Origin of the sequence: Pseudomonas sp. P7758, assembly GCF_013386485.1 — a bacterium.
GTDB lineage: Bacteria > Pseudomonadota > Gammaproteobacteria > Pseudomonadales > Pseudomonadaceae > Aquipseudomonas.
In genome coordinates this window covers 1-4,548 of the sequence record NZ_JACARS010000123.1, presented here as the reverse complement: position 1 = coordinate 4,548, position 4,548 = coordinate 1, and the positions used below count along the sequence as shown (strand labels likewise).

Here is a 4,548-nt window from a genome sequence, read left to right as displayed (position 1 = left end):
GCTCATTGAGCGGGCTTTTTGCTGTCTGGGGTTTGCTAAAACCGCCGGTCTAAAAAACGCCCCCGATCATGTGCAGTGATCGGGGGCGTTTTTGATTGGGTTTAGAAATCCCAGCGGGTGGTGACCATAAAGTTGCGCGGCTCACCATAAGCGGCGGAGTTATAGAAGCCGATGTTGGTGTAGTAGGACTTGTCGAAGATGTTGTTGACGTTCAGCGTCGCCGACACGTTCTTGGTGATCTGGTAACGGGTCATCAAGTCCACCAGCCAGTACGCCTCCTGGGAGAACTCTTCATAACCGCCATGGGGGGTGTTGTAGATGTCCTGCCAGCCCACGCTTTGCCAGCGCACGCCACCGCCGACGGTCAGCTTGTCCAGGTCGCCTTTGAGCTTATAAGTGGTGTACAGCTTGACCTGGTCTTCGGGCTCGAACGTGGAAATCTTCTGGTCCTGGTCGTCACGCACCACCTTGTGGGTGTAGCCGGCCTGAATCTGCCAGCCCGGGCTCAACTCGCCGGACACTTCAAGCTCGTAGCCCTTGGTGACGGCCTTGGTGCCTTTGTAGGCATAGTTCTGCGGTGTAGGTTTCAGGTTGTTGTAGTCGTCGTCGGAAACGGCGCGGTTGTTTTCATGGACCTCGAAGTACGCTGCGCTGGCGTTCAGGCGTCCGTCGAAGAAATCAGCCTTCATGCCCAGCTCGTAGTTTTGGCCTTCGTCCGGCTCAAGCAACTGGTTTTGCCGGTCGCGGTTGTAGTTCTCCTGGGGCATGAAGATATCGGTGTAGCTGGCGTAGACCGAGTAGGTTTCATCCAGGTCATACACCACGCCGACATACGGTACGAAGCGTCCGGTCTCGCGGTAGGACGGGTTATTGCCGGTCAGGTGGTAATTGACCACGCGGCCACCGAGCAGCAGCTTCAGGTCATCGGCCAGGTTCAGGCGTGTGGTCATGTAGGCGCCGGTCTGGCGAATGGTGTCGTCGATGTATTGCTGCGGCGCGCCCCAGTAAGGTTGGGGGGCGTGGCCGTGCCAGTTATTGAAGTCGACGAGGTTGGGGGCGAGGTTCCAGTAGCCCTTGCCGTTCCAGTCCGAAATGCCGATGGAGCCGCCCACCACCAGTTCATGCTCACGGCCGCCCAGGCTGAAGGGGCCGCTTGCGTACAGGTCGGCGGAGTCGCTGACGGTTTCCCCGGTGTATTTTTGCGAAGTGACATGTGCGGTGCCGTCTGCACGGGGCTCGTCACCCTGAATCGAAGCCATCAGTGCATGGTAGCCGTTGATCTTGTGGTCCAGTTGCAGTTTGGTCACCCAGCCGTTGCCGAGGTCATGTTCAAGCATGGCGAAGGCGGTACGGGTGTATTGCTCCCAACTGCTCCAGTTGGCCGCGTTGTTGAACGAGCGCTTTACGCTATTGCGATCGCCATTGGCGTTGATCAGCGGAAAACTGCCGGACCAGCTCGAGGCGGTGGGCAGGCTGTCCTGATAGTCGCCGCCCACGGTCAGCATCGTGTCGGGGGACAGGTCGAATTCCATGATGCCGTAGTACACCGGGCTTTTGCGCGAGTAACGGTCCATGAACGAGCGCTTGTCCTGATACGCCGCGACGGCCCGGCCACGGACGTTGCCGCTTTCGGTCATCGGGCCGCTGACGTCCAGTTCGCTGCGGTAGTTGTCCCAGGAGCCCGCGCCGAGGCTGACATGGCCCTGGAAGTCAGCCGTGGGTTTCTTGCGCACCAGGTTGATCGTGGCACCCAATGAGCCGGCACCCGTGAGCAGGCCGGTGGCGCCTTTAAGCACTTCGACCCGATCATAGATCGCCATGTCGCTCAGGGTATTGCCCGCCGAATAGGCGACGTTGCGCGCGGTGGAAGGAATGCCGTCGTACTGGAAGTTGTTGATGGAGAATCCGCGGGCGTAATAGTTGGTGCGGTCGGTGTCGAAGGCCGACACGGTGATGCCCGGGGTGTGGCGCATCACGTCGTCGACGTTGTTCAGGCCGAAGTCATCCATGTGTTTGCGGGTGACGACGGTCACCGATTGCGGGGTTTCCTTGGGGGTCAGCACCAGCCGCGTCGCAGTCGCGATGCTGCCTGGAGTGTAGGAATCAGTCCCTTCAGTAACGTTGCCCAACTGGTTGGAGCTGACCTGGGTCGGGCCTAGTTCCATGGCGTCGGTGGCGGCAGGGTCAGCTTCGAGCGCGTACACCTGATCACCTTTGATCACGCGGTAGCCGCTGCCCTGTAACAGCCTGTCGAACCCTGCGTCCACGCTATAAGTGCCTTTCAGCCCCGGCCCATTCAGCCCCTGCAGGTTCTGGGACTGGAACACGATAGCCACGCCCGCTTGCTGGGCGAACTGGTTAAGTGTGGCGCCCAGCGGCCCGGCAGGTATGTCGTAGGCTTGGGCCGCAACGGCTACCGTTTCGGCCTGGGCCAAGTGGGTATTGAGCAGCGTCGTCGCGAGCAGTGTGAGGGTCAGCGGCGCGCTGCTCAGCAGGCGTCTGCGAGGCTTGGAAGGGAAGGGCATGGTGAGGGCAGTCCTTTAGTCATCGGTATACCTTCCTTGACGGGCAACCCGAAAAAAAGCGGAAGCAATGCGAATAATTATTTTTTGCTCTCGGTATCCGGGCTGACGATTATCAGCCACGGCGTAAAGGTTTTCAGCGTGATCGGCAGGGTTTGAGCCAGCATCTGCAAGGTGCGGTCGGTGTCATCCAGGGGAAGTACGGCCGAGACCTTGAGACTGGCCAGTGCGGCGCGATCAAACTGCAAGCGGCCCGAACGGTGACGGGCGATCTCATCCAGCACTTCCGGCAACGGTCGGTTATCCACCACCAGTTGATGGCGGCGCCAGGCCCCATTGATGCTCGCCGTATCGATGCTGCCCGAGAGCCGCACGGCATCTTTGCTGAGTCGCGCCTGCGAGCCCGCATCAACTTCCAGTGTCTGCTGCCCGTTCGCGCTTTTTGCCGCCACGCGGGATTCGAGCATGCTCAGCACCGTAACGTCATCCTCGCGCCTGACCACAAATCGCGTACCCAGGGCGCGCAGGGTGCCTTGGGCGGTCTGCACCACAAATGGCCGTTCGCCATCGTGGGCCACTTCCACCAGGATCTCGCCTTGCAGCAATTCGATGCGGCGCTGCCGGCTGTCGAAATGCAGATTCGCCGCACTGATGCCGTTCAGGGTCAGCGTCGAGCCGTCCGCCAGCCGCAGGGTTTTCCATTCGCCGGGGCCGTTGTGCACATCGGCCATCCATTGTTGTGGATAAGGACTGTAGAGCAGCGCCATGGCGGGAAGGCCCAGGCTGCAGGCCAGTACCAACGCGCGGACGTAGTTTTTGCGCGCCTTCCCATGCCGGGGAAAGGCCGCACTCAAGGCCGCCCGGGCCGGTGCCTTTTGCCCGCGCAGGGCCTGCATCCGCGCAATCACATCTTCCATGCGCGCTGCTGATGCGGTGTGTTGCGGGCCTTGCTGCTTCCAGCGCTCGAACGCCTGGCGCTGGGCCTCGGTCAATTCACCTTCGTGCAGGCGAATCATCCATTCGGCGGCTTGTTCATCGATCTGTTGGCGGGAGGCGGGCATGTGCGGTTCAGATATCCACGCTGTGGCTGCAATGCAGCAGGGCCTGGATCAAATACTTGCGTACCGTACGCTCCGACAATTTCAGGTGGCGGGCGATTTGCTGCTGGGTCAGGTCTTCGAGGTAATACAGCACAAACGCCTGACGCACATTGTCGTGCATGCCTTCCAGCATGAAGGCAATGTGCTCGAGGGCTTCCAGGGTGGTGTGGATCTGTTCGGGCGACTGGAAACCTTCCAGGGTTTCCACCGTCAGCATCAATTCCTGAAGGTAGGCGTGCTCAATCTGCTTGCGCCGTGCCTGGTCGATGATCAGCCGCCTGGCGGTGGTACTTAAATAGGCGCGGGGTTCGCGGATGGCGGTCACCGACTCGCGGGCGTGCAGAATCCGCGCGAAGGTGTCCTGCGCCACGTCGGCGGCGTTATGGGTACAGCCCAGTTTTCGGCGCAACCAAGTGAACAGCCAGCCGTGATGCTCGCTGTACAGCTCGGTAATCTCCCGTTGGAACGGCGGTTCACCCACAGACATAAGGCCCGGCCCAGGTGTTATTGAGAATAATTGTTAATTGTGGGGCCAAGGCTTGGGCAAACGCAATAGACTCGCGTTTGCACCCAAAGCGCCGGTTTTGCGGGGTGCGCGGGGTCGAAGACAAAATATTTTAAATAAATTGCATTTAAATCATGACATTACGGAAAAATGCTATAGAATGCGCCCCACACCGAAAGTGAAGGGTGATTAGCTCAGCTGGGAGAGCGTCTGCCTTACAAGCAGAATGTCGGCGGTTCGATCCCGTCATCACCCACCATTCGCTTTATGTGTTACGCGCAGCGGTAGTTCAGTCGGTTAGAATACCGGCCTGTCACGCCGGGGGTCGCGGGTTCGAGTCCCGTCCGCTGCGCCATATTCGGTCACCTGGAACGCTGAACGCCAGGTACCACAGGAAGCCCGCTCATTGAGCGGGCTTTTT

The 4,548-nt window shown here is 59.9% G+C and carries 3 protein-coding genes and 2 tRNA genes; 2 read left to right on the top strand and 3 right to left on the bottom strand.

Annotated features, from left to right (window positions below; translation table 11 throughout):
- Positions 1-101: 101 nt before the first annotated feature.
- The 3 genes from HX873_RS24170 to HX873_RS24160 form a co-directional block, all read right to left on the bottom strand.
- Complete coding sequence (locus HX873_RS24170; protein WP_177123315.1) at positions 102-2,525, bottom strand: TonB-dependent siderophore receptor; 2,424 nt, start codon at positions 2,523-2,525, stop codon at positions 102-104.
- A 77-nt stretch (positions 2,526-2,602) separates the two neighbouring features.
- Positions 2,603-3,583, bottom strand: a complete 981-nt coding sequence (locus tag HX873_RS24165) for a FecR family protein (protein WP_177123314.1) — start codon at positions 3,581-3,583, stop codon at positions 2,603-2,605.
- 7 nt (positions 3,584-3,590) lie between these two features.
- Entirely contained in the window at positions 3,591-4,109 is a 519-nt protein-coding gene (locus HX873_RS24160) for a sigma-70 family RNA polymerase sigma factor (RefSeq protein WP_087695262.1), read from the bottom strand.
- A 201-nt stretch (positions 4,110-4,310) separates the two neighbouring features.
- Between HX873_RS24160 and HX873_RS24155 the strand changes: the two genes are divergently transcribed.
- Both HX873_RS24155 and HX873_RS24150 read left to right on the top strand, forming a co-directional pair.
- Positions 4,311-4,386, top strand: a tRNA-Val gene (locus tag HX873_RS24155).
- A gap of 19 nt (positions 4,387-4,405) precedes the next feature.
- Positions 4,406-4,482 (top strand) — tRNA-Asp (locus HX873_RS24150).
- Positions 4,483-4,548: the final 66 nt, after the last annotated feature.